Origin of the sequence: Komagataeibacter nataicola, assembly GCF_003207795.1 — a bacterium.
GTDB classification, from domain to species: domain Bacteria; phylum Pseudomonadota; class Alphaproteobacteria; order Acetobacterales; family Acetobacteraceae; genus Komagataeibacter; species Komagataeibacter nataicola.
On sequence record NZ_NIRT01000084.1, the window covers coordinates 1 to 1264 of the forward strand.

Below are 1264 nucleotides of genomic sequence, written 5' to 3' on the forward strand. Positions count from 1 at the left end.
CCGGCGGTTCGCCTTCCAGCAACGATGGCTCCAGTGGCTCGGGCACCGGCCCCGCCTATGACGGCGTGACCATGCCCACGCTGACCGTGGATACCGAAAAGCTGTTTGGCCTCAAGGGCGGCCTGTTCAATGTCAGCGCGCTGCAGACACGCGGGCGCTCGATCTCGCAGGATCACCTGGCCAATTTCAACCCCGTCAGCGGGTTCGAGGCCGACCGTTCCACCCGCCTGTTCGAGCTGTGGTACCAGCAGTCCTTTCTCAAGGGCAAACTGGATGTGAAAATCGGCCAGCAGGATCTCGATACCGAGTTCCTGATCAGCGATTACGCCTCGCTCTACCTCAACGCGAACTTTGGCTGGCCCATGGCGCCGTCGGTCAACCTGTATGGCGGCGGCCCGTCCTGGCCGCTGTCGTCGCCCGCCATCCGCATCCGCTACCGGCCGAGCGAGAAGTTCACCTTCATGTTTGCCGCGGCCGACGACAACCCGCCGGGCAACCGGTACAATTCCCTGCCCATCCAGCAGGCCACCGGCGCGGACCGTGGCAGCAACAGTGACCCCACCAGCCAGACCTATAACGGCGCCAACGGCACCAACTTCAACATGGGCACCGGCGCGCTGCTGATGACCGAACTGCAATACGCGCTCAACCCCCAGCCTGCCGATATGTCCAATGTGACCAAGAACCCCGGCCTGCCGGGCGTGTACAAGCTGGGCGGCTATTATGATACCGCGAAGTTTGCCGATTACCGCTACAACAACAAAGGCCAGGCGCTGGGCAGCCCGAATGACACCACCGGCATTCCACGCTGGGACCGGGGCAACTGGATGGTGTACGGCATCATCGACCAGATGCTCTGGCGGCCCTCGCTCAAGTCGGCCCGGTCGGTGGGCCTGTTCGTGCGCGCCACCGGCAATAGCGGCGACCGCAACCTGATCAGCTTCGCCATTGATGCGGGCCTGAACCTCAAGGCCCCGTTCAGGGGACGCGACAATGACACGATCGGGCTGGGCTGGGGCATTGGCCGCGCAAGCTCGGGCGAGCGGCAGTTTGACCGCAACTCCGCCCTGAGCGCCTACACCCCCGTGCAGGGCAATGAAAACCACCTTGAACTGACCTATCAGGCGCAGGTTACGCCGTGGATGGTCATGCAGCCTGACTTCCAGTACGTGTGGAACCCCTCGGGCGGCGTGCCGGATTATGGCGTAAGCTACAACCGCCGCGTGGGCAACGAGGCCATTTTTGGCCTGCACAGCAGCATTAC

1 protein-coding gene is annotated in these 1264 nt (G+C 63.4%); it reads left to right on the forward strand.

What is annotated here, in order from left to right; genetic code table 11:
- The coding region (locus CDI09_RS17350) for a carbohydrate porin (protein ID WP_110571464.1) at positions 1-1264 on the forward strand (1264 nt) is incomplete at both ends.